This is a genomic window from Rhizobium indicum, from assembly GCF_005862305.2.
GTDB lineage: Bacteria > Pseudomonadota > Alphaproteobacteria > Rhizobiales > Rhizobiaceae > Rhizobium > Rhizobium indicum.
The window spans coordinates 1,038,749-1,054,793 of sequence record NZ_CP054021.1; the positions used below are offsets into that span (position 1 = coordinate 1,038,749).

Below are 16,045 nucleotides of genomic sequence, written 5' to 3' on the forward strand. Positions count from 1 at the left end.
CCATAATCCGAAAGGTTGTTTCAACATTCGTTACCGATTTGTTGAGCCCTTTCCATGTATCGTTTTTTCCTTCTGTACTGCATGGCCCTCACGGCCGCCCTCTCCGCCTGCAGCACCACCAGACAAGCCTCTCCCGATACTTCGATCAAGACCTCCTCGGTAATCGCGCCCGAGGGACGGGCGCTTGCCTATACCGGCGACGATGCGACGCCGCGCCTTACCGGCCCGCATCATCTGGCCGGGCGGACGCTGGAGGTTTCCTCGCTTTCCGATCTCAAGCTGCAGGACAAGGAAGTGATCCTGAGCTTCGACGATGGCCCGATCCCCGGCCGGACGGACAAGGTGCTGGCAATCCTCGACCAGTTCGGCGTCAAGGGTGCCTTCATGATGGTCGGCGAAATGGCCGAGCGGCATCCGGCGCTCGCCCGCAAGGTCGCTGAGGACGGCAACACGATCGGCAGTCACACCTATGACCACGCCAACTTGAATTCGCTGAGTTTCGACGCGGCAATGGCCGAGGTGATCAAGGGTGAATTGGCGGTGACCAAGGCGACGGGAACCGATGTCTCCTTCTTCCGCTTCCCCTATCTTGCCGAGAGCCACAGGCTGCGCGCCGCGATCGCCATGCGCGACATGGTGGTCATGGATGTCGACATCGACAGCAAGGACTATTTCACCACGACGCGGGTCTCCGCGACGCAGCGGACGATGAACCTTTTACACAAGCGCGGCTGCGGCATCATCCTGATGCACGACATCCACAAACGCACGGTGACGATGCTGCCGAACCTGCTCTCGAGGCTCGAAGCCGAAGGCTACAAGGTGGTGACGCTGAAATTCAAGAAGACCGAGGTGCCGAACACCGTCGTCGCCTCGGCCGATTTCGTGACGATCCGCTAGCGATGCTTAGATTCAAAGTGTCAGCGTCCTTCGCGAGTCTGAAGAGACGCGCGGCGCTATAACGCGGGTTGCCAAGTCGGGACCGGCTGCCTAGATCTGTCCGACGTCAACAGAAGCCGGCAGGTCATATATGAACCTTCATCTCGAAACGGACGACGATCCGCGCACCCGCCAGTTCATCGACGAGCACAACCGGGTTTCCGACGCGGCTCTGAGAACACCTGAATTCGAGAGGGATCGCGACGCGATCAAGGCGCTGATCGAGCGGCAGGACAGGCTGATCGTTCCGATGCGCAGAGGCGAGTGGCTGTTCGATTTCCGCCAGAGCAAGGACAATCCTCTCGGCATCTGGCTCCGCCTGCCGGCAGATCAGGAGCCGCTGCCGGACGCCGGCTGGGAGCCGGTCTTCGACCTCGACGCCTTCTGCCTCCGGGAAGGCAAGCGCTGGAACTGGCGCGGCGCCGTTACCTGCCCATGGGAGCCGATGCGGGTGCTGCTCACACTTTCGGACGGCGGCTCCGACCTTCTCCGGCTGCTCGAATTCGACGCCGAGCGGAAACAGGTCGTCGAGGGCGGCTTCGATACCCCGGCCGCACGATCACATGCCACCTGGCTGAGCCGTGATGAAATCTGCTATTTCGGTTCCATCGACAGATTTTCGGCGACCCGCTCCGGATGGCCGCGCGTCGGACGGCGATTGAAGCGCGGGCAGCGACCGGAAGATGCCGCCGTCATGTTCGAAGCAGCAGACGAGGACGTCTACGGCTTCAATCTCGTCATCGACCCTGCCCTATCAGGCGCTTCGGCGGATCGCGGATTGATCGATATTTTCGTCGCCGCCCACGAGATCGGCGTCGCGAGCGCTTTCCTGATCGCCAACGACGGCACACAGCGGCGCATCGATCTGCCTAAGGAAGCCGATTTCCAGTTCAATCATGATCATTGCCTTTGGCGGGCAAAGACCGACGAACGCGTTGCGACCGGCAGCCTCGTGCTGCAACGCTTCGATCCCGCCTCGGAGACGGCCCTGCTCGGGCTGGAGCGGATCCTGTTTCAGCCTGGCGAGGGCCAGTCCATCGCGCAGATGATGCTGATGCAGGAGTGGTGCGTCTTCATCATCTCCGATCGGCTGCGTCCGCGTCTCATGGTGCTGGACCTGACAAGGCCCAATGCCGAACAGCGCGAGATCGCACTGCCGGCGGATATGCAGACGGCTCACTTCAGGCCACTTCATGCAGATCTGCATCTTGGCGACGATACGCTCCACATCGTCGGCCAGGGCTTCCTGCAGCCGCCCGTCTGTTACCGCCTCAAGCTGTCGGATCGCAGCAAGCAGGCCGAACCGATTTTCGTCGCCGCGGCGCCGAGCTATTTCGATCCGACCGATATGTCATCCGAACTGCTGGAGGCTGTTTCGGAGGACGGAACGAGGGTTACCTATCGGCTAGTCCTGCCGAAGCAATGGACCAAGGGCGCGCTGCCGGTGCTGCTTTATGGCTATGGCGGCTTCGATGTCCCGTTATCGCCAAGCTATTCCGGCGTGACAGGACGCTGGCTGGAACAAGGCGGCGCCTATGTGCAGGCCTATATTCGCGGCGGCGGCGAATTCGGGCCCGACTGGTATCGCAGCGCCAAGCGGCAGGGGCGAGACCGGGCGTTTGCCGATTTCGTCGCCATCGCCCGCGATCTCGTCGCCCGCGGCTATACAGTGCCGTCGCGGATTGCCTGCCAGGGCGGCAGCAATGGCGGCCTGCTGACCGGCGTGATGCTGACGCGCTATCCCGACGATTTCGGTGCCGTCTGGTGCCAGGTGCCGGTTCTCGACATGACACGCTTCCACCTGTTTACCGCAGGGCAAGCCTGGATGGACGAATATGGCGATCCGGAGACGCCGGTGGACCGGGATTTCATGCTCGGTTATTCGCCGCTTCACAATGTCGGACCGGCGACCAAGGTCAGCTATCCGCCGATCTACATCGAAAGCTCCGCCAATGACGACCGCGTGCATCCCTCGCATGCGCGCCGCTTTGCCGCGCGGCTGGAGGAAGAAGGACACCGGCCGCTCTTCCATGAATTCGGCTCCGGCGGGCATGGCGGCGACGGCAATTCCGAAGAGCGCGCCGCCCGCGCGGCGATGGGTTACAGCTTCCTTCGCCAAACCATCATGCGATAGGATGCCACAGAATGGAGGAGGAGAGCTTGTCGGCACGCCTCTTTCTGATACAAACGCGTCAATAATCATACTTTTCATACAGGCTCGAGCGAAACACCATGTCTCCTATCAATCTCGCCATCGTCGGCGTCGGCAAGATCGTCCGCGACCAGCACCTTCCCTCCATCGCCAAGAACCCCGATTTCGAACTCGTCGCCACGGCAAGCCGCCACGGCACGGTCGAAGGCGTCAAGAGTTATACGACGATCGAAGCGATGCTCGACGCCGAGCCCTCGATCGATGCCGTTTCGCTCTGCATGCCGCCGCAATATCGCTACGAGGCGGCCTATAAGGCGCTCGTCGCCGGCAAGCACGTCTTCCTGGAAAAGCCGCCCGGCGCGACGCTCAGCGAAGTGGCCGACCTCGAAGCGCTGGCGAACAAGCAGGGTGCGTCGCTCTTTGCCAGCTGGCATTCGCGCTATGCGCCGGGCGTCGAGGCTGCCAAGGCGTTTCTTGCCGCGACGACGATTGAAAGCGTGCATGTGATCTGGAAGGAGGATGTCCGCCACTGGCATCCGAACCAGGAATGGATCTGGCAGGCCGGCGGCCTCGGCGTTTTCGATCCCGGCATCAACGCGCTGTCGATCGTCACCCATATCCTGCCGCGGCCGATCTTCATCACCGAGGCCGTGCTCGAATTTCCCGAGAATCGCGATGCGCCGATCGCGGCCGACATTCGCTTCCGCAATGCGGACGGCCTGCCGGTTCACGCCGAATTCGACTGGCGCCAGACCGGCAAGCAGAGCTGGGACATCGTCGCGGAGACGGCAGCCGGCCAGATGGTGCTTGCCGAGGGCGGCGCCAAGCTTTTGATCGACGGCGCGCTGAGATTCGCCGAGCCGGAGCAGGAATATCCCTCGCTCTACCGTCGCTTTGCCGAAATCATCAAGGCCGGCAAATCGGACGTCGATCTCGCGCCGCTGCGCCACGTCGCCGATGCCTTCATGCTCGGCAAGCGGAAATTCGTCGACGCCTTCCACGATTGAGCGTCGCAATAACGTCATAGAAACCGGCAAGATTTGCCGGCCTATGGCAATCGTGTTCGGGGGCAGCCGCTCATGAGCAACAAAATTGGCCGCAAGGGCCGATTTTTCCGCGTCTTGAAGATAGGCACCCTTGTGGTGCCGCTTCTCGGCCTTGCAGCATGTTCAGGCGAAGAGGCCGTCATGCCGCCCGATGCACCGGGCGTTTCCCGATCCGAGGAATATTCCTTCGGATCGGCGACCCAGGCCCAGGATTGGCAGGCCACCCGCAAGGTGCTGGGCCAACTGGAAGGGCGGTTCGGAGAGAAGTCCATGCGTATCCTGGCGCGCAATCTCGCCAGCACCACCGACCCGCAGACCATCAAGGTCTATTATGCCGAACGCCTTGTCCATCAAGCCGGCTGGGCGGAAATGCCGGTCAGCACCTTTGCCGACAAGGCGTGGGCATTCGCTTTGGTCAGTCCGAATGGAAAGCATGTTTTGGCAGTCGAGGCGCTCGACGCGTCGGAAAGTGCTGGCGGGATCGTACCCCTCAATATCCTGACAAACCTCGACGAGGATAATGGTTCGAAACGGTAGCGGCGTTCGCTGGCCGGGAGAGCGAAGCTGGACGGCTTCATGCCGCAATTCAAAGTGTTGCAGCGTCCTTTGCGGCTCTCGAAAAGACGCGCGGAACTGCCGCGTCGTGGCGAAACGCTCAGGCCTTCTTCTCCCACCGCCCTTCCGGAGTCTGCTGCCAATAGGTGAGGTTATGTCCCTCGCCTTTCAGCTTCTTCCACTGCGCACGGGCGGCGTCCAGTTGCTCCTGGTCGTGACCGTCGAACATGAAGACGATGCGCTCATAGCCATCAGCCGGCGGCGGCTCGGCGCCGTCGACGATGAAACGCACGGTCGCCGCATTGGCATTGTCCGGCGTCACGGTCAAAAGCACCGGCTGGCTTTCGGCGAAATCCGCCTCGTCGGTGCCGTGCGGCAGGAAGCTCTCCTCGCGGAAAGTCCAAAGATGCTGATCGAGAGCATCACGCCGCGCCGGCTCGCGCGTCTGGACGGCAACGCGCCAGCCGCGCTCGACGCTTTTGTCGATGAGCGGCGGAAGCGCGTCCTCCAGCCTGGATTCAGTCAGATGATAGAAGAGAACGTCGGTCATCAGGATTCATAATGGGCGCGAACGAGCTCGTCGAGCAGGCGCACGCCGAAGCCGGAACCCCAGGACTGGTTGATCTCGTCCTGCGGCGAACCCATCGCCGTGCCGGCAATATCGAGATGCGCCCAAGGCGTGTCCTGCACGAAGCGCTTGAGGAAATGCGCGGCCGTGATCGAGCCGGCCTGTCGGCCGCCGGTGTTCTTCATATCAGCGAACTTGCTGTCGATCAGCTTGTCGTAATCCCTGCCGAGCGGCATGCGCCAGAGTTTTTCGTTGCTCGAAAGACCGGCTGCCGTTAGTTGGGTGGAAAGCTGGTCGTCATTGGAGAACAGGCCGGCATGCACATTGCCGAGCGCCACGATGATCGCCCCGGTCAGCGTGGCAAGATTGATCATGAACTGCGGTTTGAAGCGGTCGTTGCAGTACCAGAGCGCATCGCAGAGCACGAGGCGGCCTTCGGCATCGGTGTTGATCACCTCTATCGTCTGGCCGGACATCGAGGTGACGATATCACCAGGACGCTGGGCGTTACCGTCAGGCATATTCTCGACCAGGCCGATGATACCGACAGCATTGACGGCAGCCTTGCGGGAGGCGAGCACATGCATGAGGCCGGTGACGGCTGCCGCACCGCCCATATCGCCCTTCATATCTTCCATGCCAGCGGCCGGCTTGATCGAAATGCCGCCGGTATCGAAGACGACACCCTTGCCGATGAAGGCGACGGGGCGATCCTTGCCCTTGCCGCCCTTCCACTGCATGATCGCCAGGCGCGGCGGACGTACGGAACCCTGGGCGACGCCGAGAAGGGCGCCCATGCCGAGGCGGCGCATTTCGCGCTCCGTCAGGATTTCCACTTCGACGCCGAGCTTTTCCAGTTCCTTGGCCTTGGCGGCGAACTCGACGGGACCGAGCACGTTCGGCGGTTCGTTGACGAGGTCACGGGCAAGGTTGACACCACCGGCAATCGCTTCGGAATCGGAAAACGCCTTCTTGGCACCACCCGGATCGGCGGTGACGACCGTCACCTTGACGGATTTCGCCGGTTTTTCTTCCTCGTCGTTCTTCTTCGTCTTGTAGGTATCGAAGCTATAGGCGCGCAGCAGCATGCCGAGCGCAAAATCGGCGGCAGCCCGCGCGTTGGTCTCGAGACCGGGCACGTCGATGAAGACGGCGGCCTTGTCGGTGTTCTTGATTCTCGAGGCCGCAGCACCGCCGGCCTTCAGCCAGTCATGGGCGGTGAGTTCGGCGGCCTTGCCAAGCCCGATGACGACGATGCGCTCGACGGGCGCGCCTTCGGGGGCGACTATATCGAGCGCACGCATGGATTTCGCGGAGAATCGGGCGATTCTCGCAGCCTTGGCGATTACGCCTGCCGGGTCGACCGTGTCGGCGCCGGCAGCGCTGTCGGCTTCCGCGGTCTTCAACAGGATCGCCAAGCCGCCATTGAGCTTTGCCGACTTCGAGAATGAAATTTCCAACTTTACTGACATGTCTTCTCCGCTGGGATTCTTTGAAATCCGTCCCTCGCGGATAATTTCGCGTTTGGCGGGTCTGTCAATGGCTTGCGACAATTGTTATGGTCGCCCACGGCCATCACGGCCCTCATGTTTTCGTCAGTTTCGTAGATATTCGCGTTGACAGTTTTTTCGAAAAATCGATGGCGGGGCCTGGCAATCCGCCTGCCGAAAACGACTTTCGGTGCATTCATGCTGCTGTTTTGGATGTGGTGGGCGCTGCTTGCCGTCTTCCGCGCCTTCCCCGAAATAGACATCTATTTTTCCCAGCTTTTTTTCGTGGGCGCAGATTGCGACGCGACTGCTGCTGCCGGGAGCATCTGCGGCGGCTTTCCCTATCGCGACGTCGCGGCCTTCGACCTGCTGCGCACTCTCTTCTTCCGCCTGCCCTATGTGGTGGCGATCGTGATGGTGTGGAAACTCGTCGAATGCTACCAGCAGCATGGCGCGACCTTCAACGCCCAGCGTGCGCAAAAGCTCAAAGTCGCGCTCGGAACGCTGCTGATCGGGCCGGTGCTGCTCGTCAATGTCGTCCTGAAGGAACATTGGGGTCGGCCGCGGCCGATACAGACGGACATTTTCGGCGGTGCACTGCATTTCGTCGAGGCAGGTTCGCTTGCCGGAAAATGCGTTTCGAACTGCTCGTTCGTCTCCGGCGAGGCGGCGAGTGCCGGCTGGCTCTTCTGTCTTCTGCTCTTCGTTCCGAAATCCCTGCGTTATGCGGTGGCGGCCCCGCTGGCGGCGATCTCGATCCTCACCCCGGCGATGCGGCTATCCTTCGGCGCGCACTACCTTTCCGACGTCGTTCTTGGATGGCTTTCGTCGCTTGTCGTCTTCGCCGCATTGCTGGCGTTAACTGAGTCGCAACAGCATCAAAAAAATTCTGAAATTTGAATGAATTTTTGACACCAGCTTGTCGCAAAAGCGCGACAAAGAGCGTAGAGGGATTCTCCTGCAAGGCCGTTTGGGCGTGCAGGTGCTTTCAAGGGCAGGCATGAAACTACTCGAGACATACATATTGCGGCGCGTCGGCCAGATGTTTCTCGTGGCGCTCCTGCCCGTTCTGGCGATCATTTGGACGACTCAGGTTCTGCAGCGCATCAATCTGGTCACCGACAGCGGCCAGTCGATCGGCTCGTTCGCCAAGCTGGCGACGATGATTCTGCCGTCGATCATTCCTGTCGTGCTGCCCTTCGCCCTCGTTATCGCGATCACCCAGACGCTGACGACGATGAACAATGATTCCGAGCTCACCGTCATCGACGCGGCCGGGGCGCGGCGCAGCGTGCTGATCCGGCCGATCCTGCTGCTTGCCGCCGTCATCAGCGTCTTTTCCTTCTTCGTCGACAACGTCGTCGAGCCGCGCGCAAAGACCGTCGTGCGCCAGATGATCGCCGAGACCTATGCTGACCTCCTCTCTTCGGTCATCGAGGAAAAGACCTTCCGGAAACTCGATGAAGGCCTCTATGTACAGATCTCACAGCGGATGGCGGGCCGCATGCTGAAGGGCCTTTTCGTCGCCGACGAGCGCGACCCGGCCTACGAACTGATCTACTATGCGAAGGAAGGCGCGGTCGACGACACGGGCACGACGCTGATCATGCATCAAGGCGAAGTGCACCGCAAAACGCCCGACGGCAACGTCTCGGTCATCAATTTCGATTCCTATTCCTTCGACCTCTCGGACATGACGGAGAATCGCGGTCAGGCGACGCTGCGCGCCAGCGACCGTGACCTGTGGTTCCTGTTCAATCCGGATCCGGCCGACAAGGACTATACGATCCGGCCGCAAAGCTACCGCGCCGAACTGCATCGGCGGCTGACCGACTGGATCCTGCCTGTCGTCTTTGCCCTGTTTTCACTGGCGATCGCCGGCGATGCGCGCTCACACCGCGAAGCGCGGCTGCATCCGATGGTGAGCGCTCTCGCCTATGCCTTCGCGATGCGATGGGCGGCCTTCTACGCGGCCAATCAGATCGATACCGATCCTGAATATATCGCCGTCCTCTACGCCATCCCGATCGTCAGCAGCATCATCTCGATCGTCTTCCTCGGCCTGCACAAACGACTGGTCATGCCTTCGTTCATCCGCGACCGGATTTCGTCTTTCTGGAGGCGGATGCAGGAAAGGCTGCTTGCCGCAACCGGCAGGACCGGCGGGGGCACTGCCCAATGATGTTCGGGACATTGTCGCGTTATTTCTTTCGCCGCTATCTGGTGACGACGGGCTGGTTCCTGATCGGCGTCTCGGCGATTTCTTTCCTCCTCGATTTCAGCGAGACGGCGGGCCGCATGTCCGGCCTTCCCGGCTACACGATCGGCGGCGGCGTCCTGATGACCGCGGTGCGCCTGCCGCTCATCCTGCAGCAGACGGTGCCGTTCATCGCGCTGTTCGTCGGCATGACGGTGCTGATCGGCCTCAACCGCAAATATGAACTCGTCGTCACGCGCGCCGCCGGCATTTCGGTCTGGCAGTTCATGTTCCCCTTCATCGCCGGCTCGCTGGCGCTCGGCCTGCTGACGATGGCGGCGCTGAACCCGCTTGCCGCCTGGGGACAGCGCCAGGCACTGCTGGTCGAATCCGACTGGCGCGGCGAGAACGCGGTTCTGCGCAAGGCGCCGCAGATTCCGTGGCTGCGCCAGATCAGTGGCCGGGACGATGTCATCATCGGCGCCCAGACGGTCCAGGAGAACGGAACCAAGCTGATCGACGCGGTGCTGATCCATTTCGATTCAAGCGGTCAGGTCATTCTGAGACAGGACGCCGCCACTGCAAAATTGGAAGATGGTTACTGGCAACTTAACACGGTTGTCGAGCGCAAGCCTGGCGAAATCCCCGTGCGTAAAGCTTCGGTTCAACTTCGCACCAATCTGAAACAGGACTTCGTCCAGGAGCGGCTGACAGCGCCGGAAACAATTGGTTTCTTTGACCTTTCCAACCGGATTGCGGCGGCCAAATCCTTCGGCATCTCGACCAAGGCGCTGGAGACGCAATTCAACTCCCTGTTGTCCCAGCCATTGCTGCTGGTGGCCATGACTTTCATAGCCGCAACAGTGTCCCTAAAATTTAGCCGGTTCAACCAATCCCGCTCCGTGATTCTGGGTGGCATCCTTTCGGGCTTCATGCTTTATGTCATCACCGTGCTTGTAAAGGCATTCGGAAGCAGTGGAGTCGTGCCCCCCTTCGTGGCGACGTGGATACCGGTGGTCGTCGCGCTGGCCTTGGGTGCGACTATTCTGCTTCATCAGGAGGACGGCTAGTGGCGGCAGGCGACCGCAAGTATTTTAGTAAACAGTTGGTTGCCCTGCTTGTCGGTGCGGCTTTATGTTCCTATTTCGGCAGCGCCCCGGCCTCTTTCGGCCAGGCCAGCGCGCCCGAACAAAATATAGAGAAGAATATTCCCGAAGGGGCCAAGCTCCTGCTTTCGGCCAATGAACTCGTCTATAACCGTGACGCCGATCTGGTGTCGGCGGTCGGCGGCGTGCAGATCAACTATGGCGGCTATAAAATGGTCGCGCAAAAGGTCGAGTACAATCAGAAGACCGGCCGGATGATGGCGCTCGGCAATGTCGAGTTGGTCAGCCCGGACGGCAATCGTATCTATGCCGACAACCTTGATGTGACCGACAATTTTGCCGACGGGTTCCTGAACTCGCTGCGCATCGAGACCGCCGACAACACGCGTATCGTTGCCGAAAGCGGCGAGCGCGTCGGCGGCACGATGATGATTCTCAACAAGGGCGTCTACACGGCCTGCCTTCCCTGCGCCGAAGATCCGAAGCGCGCCCCTTTCTGGCAGGTCAAGGCCCAGCGGGTGATCCAGAACGGCGAGACGCATACGATCCGTCTGGAGAGAGCGCGCTTCGAGCTGCTCGGCCATCCGATTGCCTTCCTGCCGTTCATCGAAGTTCCCGACAATACGGTGAAACGCAAATCCGGCTTTCTGTTTCCGACGATGAGCCTGTCGCAGAATCTCGGCTTCGGTCTTTCCGTTCCTTATTACTATGTGATCTCGCCGAGCATGGACGCGACGGTCACAGCCACGGGCTACACTGCCCAGGGCTTCCTCATCGAAGGTGAATTTCGCCAACGCTTCGAAAATGGCACGCATATTCTGCGCGTCGCCGGCATCGACCAGGCAAAACCGGGCAACTTCAGCTCCGGCACAAGCGATGCCGAAGCCGAGCAACGTGGCATGGTGGCTTCCAAGGCTGACTTCCGCATCAATCCGCGCTGGACGTTCGGCTGGGACGTCATGACGCAGAGCGACAACAATTTCTCGAAAACGTATAAGCTGCGGGGCCTGACCGGTACGGATCGTACCAACCAGATCTACCTGACAGGGCTCGGGAAACGCAATTATTTCGACATGCGAGCGTTCTATTTCGACGTCCAGGATGCCGATCGGACGAATACCGCTGAAAAGCAGCAGGCGATCGTCTATCCGTCGCTCGACTATCACTATGTGGCGCCGCAACCGCTTGCCGGCGGCGAGCTTTCGGCGGATGTCAATCTGACGAATATTTCGCGCACACATGACGACTTCTATACCGTCGACGGCTTCGACCGTTTCCGCGGTCTGAAAGGCCAGACTTCGCGGCTGACTGCCGAGCTGCAATGGAAGCGCACCTACGTCACGCCGACCGGCCTGGTGATCACGCCGCTTCTGGCCGCGCGCGGCGATGCCTTCGCGCTGAACATGGATGACCCCACCGGCTACACCGGCAACTACGTCGACGGCAATTCCGCCACCCGCTCGATGTTCACAGCCGGGCTGGAGATGCGTTATCCGATCTTGATGACGACTGACAATAGCACCCATATCCTCGAGCCGATCGCACAGATCTATGCCCGCCCCGACGAGCAGCTCGCAGGCCGCCTGCCGAACGAGGATGCCCAAAGCTTCGTCTTCGACGCCACCTCGCTGTTCGACCGCGACAAGTTCTCGGGCTACGACCGGGTCGAAGGCGGTACTCGCGCCAATATCGGCGTTCAGTACACCGGTACATTCGACAGCGGTTACAAGCTGCACGGCATCTTCGGCCAATCCTATCAGATCGCCGGCCAGAACTCGTTTGCGACCGATGACCTCGTCAACGTCGGCGCGGATTCGGGCCTTGAAACCGACCGCTCCGATTATGTCGGCCTTGGCGGCGTCGAAACACCGTACGGCGTTTCCGTCGCAGCTTCCTACCGGCTCGACGAAAAAGATTTCGAATTCCGCCGCGGTGACCTGACGACGGCCTACCAGAACGACACCTTCTCGACACAGCTGACCTACACTCATCTCAGCGCCCAGCCGGAATATGGCTTCGCCGAGGACAATGACGAGATCCAGACCAACAGCACCGTCAAGTTCAAGGATTACTGGTCGATTTTCGGCGGCATTGCCTGGGATCTGAACAATGATGTGATCAGTCGGCGGACGATCGGCCTCTCTTATGACGACGAATGCACGATCTTCACGATCGCCTATACGGACAGCAGAGATTCCGACGACGAGTCAGGAAGCGACTGGACGATCGGCGCACGGCTGACCTTCCGCACGCTCGGCGACATCAAGATCGGTTCCGACACCCTCGAATGACGGGCGATCGGCGCAAACATGGCCTGAGGCCATTCTTTCGCCGTAAGCCTGTGCAGGACATTGCCGCCAGTCGGTATCTGAGGCATAGGGGTTTCGCGCCGTGATGGAAGCGATTTCAGCGTGTCTCGCACTGTGGTAAGAACGCCGCGAACAACGTCTCGCGGCGCTATCGGGAGGTCAACAGATGATTGACGCGAAAAAAGCCATAACCAAGTTCCTCGCCGGGGCAGCGCTTGCATTGCTGACAGGCCTTGCCGGTCCAGCGCTTGCGGTCAGTGAAGTCAAGGCCGTGGTGAACGGCACTGCCATCACCAGCGGCGATGTCGCCAAGCGCCAGGCCTTCCTGCGCCTGCAGCATACGAAGGCCGATGCCAAGACCGCCCAGGAGCAATTGATCGACGAGACGCTCAAGCGGCAGGAAGTCACCCGCGTCCGTATGTCGGTTTCGCAGCAGGACGTCGATGCGTCTTTCGCGCGCTTTTCGAGCGGCAACAAGCTTTCCCCCGAGCAGATGTCGCAGATCCTCGATCGCGCCGGCGTCGGCGTCGATCATTTCAAGGGTTTCATCGCCGTGCAGATGAGCTGGCCGCGTGTCGTCAACGCCCGCTACGGCTCGACCTCGCGGCTGTCGAACTATGATCTCGTCTCGCGCATGATGCAGAACAACAAGCAGAAGCCGGTCACGACGGAATATATGCTGCAGCAGATCATCTTCGTCATTCCGCAAGCCAAGCGCGGCGCCATCACCGGCAAGCGTAAGGGCGAGGCCGAGGCGTCGCGCTCCAAATTTCCGGGCTGCGATCAGGCAAAGGTGTTTGCTGCCACGATGCGCGACGTTTCCGTGCGCGATCTCGGCCGCCTGCTCGCCCCCGAGATCCCGCCGGATTGGAAGCCGCTGGTCGAGCAGGCCAAGGGCAACACGACGGGGACCCGCGTCACAGACAAGGGCGTCGAATATCTGGCAATCTGCAGCCAGCGGCAGGTTTCTGACGACCAGGCCGCCGAAATGGTCTTCCGCCAGGAAGATCTCGACAAGTCCAAGGGCGGCAAGGACGCCAGCCCAGAAAACGAAAACAGCAAGAAATATCTGGATGAACTGCGCAAAAAGGCGCAGATCGCCTATCGCTGACCGACAATGGCGATACCGTTTTCGCGACCGCTTGCGCTGAGCCAGGGCGACCCCGCCGGCATCGGGCCGGATATTACTCTGATGGCCTGGCTCCGGCGGCGTGAACTCGGGCTGCCGCCTTTCTTCCTGATCGGCGACCCCGATGTTCTGGCGTTGAGAGCCCGCCAGCTCAATCTGACGGTCTCGATCCGCGAGACCGATGAAGCCGGCAAGGCCGCCGGCATGTTTGCCGATGCGCTGCCCGTCATGACCATACCGGCCGGTATCGAGGTCGTGGCCGGTGAACCGCATGCGGCAACGGCGAAAGGCACGATCGCGTCGATCGAGAAAGCCGTGTCGCTTGTCATTGACGGCGAGGCGCTCGCAGTCGTTACCAATCCGATCGCCAAGGCCGTGCTTTACGAGGCGGGTTTCCGGTTTCCTGGCCATACCGAATTTCTCGCCGATCTCGCCGTCAGGGCGACCGGCCGGCCGGTGACACCGGTGATGATGCTGTCTGGACCGAAGCTCCGGGCCATTCCCGTCACCATCCATATTCCGGTCCGCGACGTGCCGCAGGCGCTGACGGGCGACCTGATCACGGAAACCTGCAGGATCGCCCATGAAGATCTAAGGCAGCGCTTCGGCATCGAGGCGCCGCGGCTTGCCGTTGCCGGCCTCAACCCGCATGCAGGCGAAGGCGGGGCGATCGGTACGGAGGACGAGGATGTCATCCGTCCGGCGATCGAGCGCCTGCGCGACGAGGGCATCGATGCGATCGGCCCCCTGCCCGCCGATACGATGTTTCATGACGAGGCGCGGGCGCGATACGACGTCGCCGTCTGCATGTATCACGATCAGGCGCTGATCCCGGCCAAGGCACTTGGTTTCGACGACAGCGTCAACGTGACGCTCGGGCTTCCCTTCGTGCGCACCTCGCCGGATCACGGCACCGCTTTCGGCATTGCCGGCAAGGGACTGGCGCGCGAGCACAGCCTCGTTGCCGCGCTGAAGCTCGCCGCCCAGCTCGGCCGCAGTGTGGAAAGCCGCCGCTGATGGCAGCACTCGATGGCCTGCCGCCGCTTCGCGACGTCATCCAGCGTCACGGTCTCGATGCGCGCAAGGCGCTCGGGCAGAACTTCCTGCTCGACCTCAACCTCACGCAGAAGATCGCCCGCACGGCGGGCACACTCGAAGAGGCGACCATCGTTGAGGTCGGCCCTGGCCCTGGCGGATTGACGCGGGCGATCCTGGCGCTCGGTGCCAGAAAGGTCATCGCCATCGAGCGGGATCCCCGCTGCCTGCCGGCACTCGCCGAGATCGCCGATCATTATCCCGGCCGGCTGGAGGTGATCGAAGGCGATGCGCTGAAGATTGATTTCGAGACATTGGCGCCGCAAGGCCCGATCAAGATCATTGCCAACCTGCCCTATAATGTCGGCACGCAGTTGCTGGTCAACTGGCTGCTGCCGAAAGCCTGGCCGCCGTTCTGGCAGTCGCTGACGCTGATGTTTCAGAAGGAGGTCGGCGAGCGTATCGTCGCCAACGAAGACGACGATCATTACGGCCGTCTCGGCGTGCTCTGCGGCTGGCGGACGGAGGCACGCATGGCCTTCGACGTGCCGCCGCAAGCCTTCACGCCGCCGCCGAAGGTGACGTCGACGGTCGTGCAACTGACCCCCCGCGAATCCCCGATCCCCTGCGCTGTCGCCAATCTGGAAAAGGTGACACAGGCGGCCTTCGGCCAGCGCCGCAAAATGCTCCGCCAAAGCCTGAAATCCCTCGGCGGCGAGAGCCTGCTCGTCAAGGCCGGGATCGATCCGGCGCGTCGGGCGGAAACCTTGTCCGTCGAGGAATTCTGCCTTCTCGCAAACAGCCTGTAGGGCAGTTCCAGCGAGGTGCGAAGCGGTTTTCCCAGGAGTTTACCCTAAAGCGACGGCGTCTCTTCCAGCAACTCGCGGACGAAGTCGAACATGCCATGGCGGCGGTCGCGGCGCAGGCGTTCGGCCTTGACGATCGACTGGACGGCGTCGAGGGCGGCGTTGAGATCGTCATTGACGATGACATAGTCGTATTCGCGCCAGTGGGCGATCTCGGCGCGGCTGTTGGCGAGACGCGTCTGGATGACCTCCTCGGAATCCTCGGCACGACGATGCAGCCGCGACTGGAGCTCGGTCATGGTGGGCGGCAGCACGAAGATCGAGATGACGTCGGCCGACATCTTCTCCTGCAATTGCTGAGCGCCCTGCCAGTCGATGTCGAAGAGCATGTCGCGGCCTTCGCCCATGGCCTGCTCGACCGGCTCGCGCGGCGTGCCGTAGAAATTGCCATGCACCTCGGCCCATTCGAGCAGCGCGTCGCTGTCGCGCAGCCGCTCGAACTCGCGCACACTCTTGAAGTGGTAATGCACATCCTCGACTTCGCTCGGGCGACGCTGGCGCGTGGTGACGCTGACGGACAGGCCGATTTGCCTGTCGGTCTCCAGCAGCGTGCGCGCGATGGTGGACTTGCCGGCGCCTGATGGCGACGAGATGACAAGCATCAGACCGCGGCGGGCGATTTGCACGGGCGAGGATTTCGCCGGTTTCATGTT

The 16,045-nt window shown here is 61.4% G+C and carries 14 protein-coding genes; 11 read left to right on the forward strand and 3 right to left on the reverse strand.

Annotation, left to right across the window (positions count from 1 at the left end; translation table 11 throughout):
- The first annotated feature begins 54 nt into the window (after nt 1–54).
- From FFM53_RS05125 to FFM53_RS05140, 4 genes are all read left to right on the forward strand, one after another.
- Nucleotides 55–900: a polysaccharide deacetylase family protein gene (locus tag FFM53_RS05125; protein WP_138387621.1), complete on the forward strand. Its 846-nt coding sequence runs from the start codon at nt 55–57 to the stop codon at nt 898–900.
- A gap of 130 nt (nt 901–1,030) precedes the next feature.
- Nucleotides 1,031–3,073: a prolyl oligopeptidase family serine peptidase gene (locus FFM53_RS05130; protein ID WP_138387622.1), complete on the forward strand. Its 2,043-nt coding sequence runs from the start codon at nt 1,031–1,033 to the stop codon at nt 3,071–3,073.
- A gap of 98 nt (nt 3,074–3,171) precedes the next feature.
- Nucleotides 3,172–4,098 (forward strand): Gfo/Idh/MocA family protein, encoded by a 927-nt coding sequence (locus FFM53_RS05135; RefSeq protein ID WP_138387623.1) that lies wholly within the window; start codon nt 3,172–3,174, stop codon nt 4,096–4,098.
- 72 nt (nt 4,099–4,170) lie between these two features.
- Nucleotides 4,171–4,674 carry a hypothetical protein gene (locus tag FFM53_RS05140; protein ID WP_138387624.1) on the forward strand — a complete coding sequence of 168 codons (504 nt, stop codon included), beginning with the start codon at nt 4,171–4,173 and terminating at the stop codon, nt 4,672–4,674.
- Between the two features lie 118 nt (nt 4,675–4,792).
- On the opposite strand, the gene FFM53_RS05145 is transcribed toward FFM53_RS05140, so the two are convergent.
- Both FFM53_RS05145 and FFM53_RS05150 read right to left on the reverse strand, forming a co-directional pair.
- Nucleotides 4,793–5,242 carry a DNA polymerase III subunit chi gene (locus FFM53_RS05145; protein ID WP_138387625.1) on the reverse strand — a complete coding sequence of 150 codons (450 nt, stop codon included), beginning with the start codon at nt 5,240–5,242 and terminating at the stop codon, nt 4,793–4,795.
- Complete coding sequence (locus tag FFM53_RS05150; RefSeq protein ID WP_138387626.1) at nt 5,242–6,732, reverse strand: leucyl aminopeptidase; 1,491 nt, start codon at nt 6,730–6,732, stop codon at nt 5,242–5,244. Before FFM53_RS05150 ends, FFM53_RS05145 begins: the two co-directional genes overlap by 1 nt.
- 144 nt (nt 6,733–6,876) lie before the next feature.
- Here FFM53_RS05150 and FFM53_RS05155 point away from each other — a divergent pair, with 144 nt between their 5' ends.
- The 7 genes from FFM53_RS05155 to rsmA all read left to right on the forward strand — a co-directional run bounded on the left by FFM53_RS05155 (nt 6,877) and on the right by rsmA (nt 15,335).
- The gene (locus tag FFM53_RS05155; protein WP_138387627.1) at nt 6,877–7,650 is read left to right on the forward strand and encodes a phosphatase PAP2 family protein; all 774 of its coding nucleotides are present in this window, start codon (nt 6,877–6,879) and stop codon (nt 7,648–7,650) included.
- A gap of 100 nt (nt 7,651–7,750) precedes the next feature.
- Nucleotides 7,751–8,932 carry an LPS export ABC transporter permease LptF gene (gene lptF / locus FFM53_RS05160; RefSeq protein WP_138328360.1) on the forward strand — a complete coding sequence of 394 codons (1,182 nt, stop codon included), beginning with the start codon at nt 7,751–7,753 and terminating at the stop codon, nt 8,930–8,932.
- Nucleotides 8,929–10,017 (forward strand): LPS export ABC transporter permease LptG, encoded by a 1,089-nt coding sequence (lptG, locus tag FFM53_RS05165; RefSeq protein WP_011651253.1) that lies wholly within the window; start codon nt 8,929–8,931, stop codon nt 10,015–10,017. Before lptF ends, lptG begins: the two co-directional genes overlap by 4 nt.
- The gene (locus FFM53_RS05170) at nt 10,017–12,344 is read left to right on the forward strand and encodes an LPS-assembly protein LptD (protein ID WP_138387628.1); all 2,328 of its coding nucleotides are present in this window, start codon (nt 10,017–10,019) and stop codon (nt 12,342–12,344) included. Before lptG ends, FFM53_RS05170 begins: the two co-directional genes overlap by 1 nt.
- A gap of 184 nt (nt 12,345–12,528) precedes the next feature.
- A complete protein-coding gene (locus FFM53_RS05175; RefSeq protein ID WP_138387629.1) occupies nt 12,529–13,473 on the forward strand; it encodes a SurA N-terminal domain-containing protein in 945 nt (314 codons plus the stop codon).
- A gap of 6 nt (nt 13,474–13,479) precedes the next feature.
- Nucleotides 13,480–14,508: a 4-hydroxythreonine-4-phosphate dehydrogenase PdxA gene (gene pdxA / locus FFM53_RS05180; protein ID WP_138387630.1), complete on the forward strand. Its 1,029-nt coding sequence runs from the start codon at nt 13,480–13,482 to the stop codon at nt 14,506–14,508.
- On the forward strand, nt 14,508–15,335 hold the full coding sequence (rsmA, locus tag FFM53_RS05185) for a 16S rRNA (adenine(1518)-N(6)/adenine(1519)-N(6))-dimethyltransferase RsmA (protein WP_138387631.1): 828 nt from the start codon (nt 14,508–14,510) through the stop codon (nt 15,333–15,335). Before pdxA ends, rsmA begins: the two co-directional genes overlap by 1 nt.
- A gap of 44 nt (nt 15,336–15,379) precedes the next feature.
- Here the strand turns inward: rsmA and gmk are convergent, their stop codons facing one another.
- Entirely contained in the window at nt 15,380–16,042 is a 663-nt protein-coding gene (gene gmk, locus FFM53_RS05190; protein ID WP_138387632.1) for a guanylate kinase, read from the reverse strand.
- Nucleotides 16,043–16,045: the final 3 nt, after the last annotated feature.